This is a genomic window from Erwinia sp. V71, from assembly GCF_965644245.1.
Lineage (GTDB): Bacteria > Pseudomonadota > Gammaproteobacteria > Enterobacterales > Enterobacteriaceae > Erwinia.
The window spans coordinates 1-393 of record NZ_CBFFRK010000301.1 but is presented as its reverse complement, the minus strand read 5'-3'; the positions used below and the strand labels follow the sequence as shown (position 1 = coordinate 393).

The window sequence follows — 393 nt, the reverse complement described above, 5'->3', positions numbered from 1 at the left end:
CGAGTGAACCAGCACCTGTTTTTGGGGATTACGCCGCCATACAGCCATCAGCAGTGCGTTCAGGACAATGTTCTTTGTCATTCGGGATTGCATTGACCAGCCGATAATTTTGCGTGAGAACAGATCAACAACCACAGCAAGATACAGCCAGCCTTCGTGGGTCCTGATGTAGGTTATGTCCGTTACCCAACGCTTATCCGGAGCATCCGGATTGAACTGTCGCTGGAGCCTGTTGGGCGATACGATACTGGCCTCGCCTTTGCGTGCCCGCGGGCTCCGGTACCCGACCTGAGCCTTTATCCCGGCACGATTCATCAGTCGCCAGACTCTGTTCACTCCGCACTGTTGCCCGCTATCCCGCAAGTCCAGATGGATCTTGCGATAACCATAAAC

General features: G+C 54.2%; 1 protein-coding gene. It reads right to left on the bottom strand.

Going from position 1 to position 393, the window contains the following annotated elements:
• Positions 1-393 (bottom strand): DDE-type integrase/transposase/recombinase (locus ACSZO1_RS22745; protein ID WP_437616681.1); only part of this gene is annotated, 393 nt, incomplete at both ends.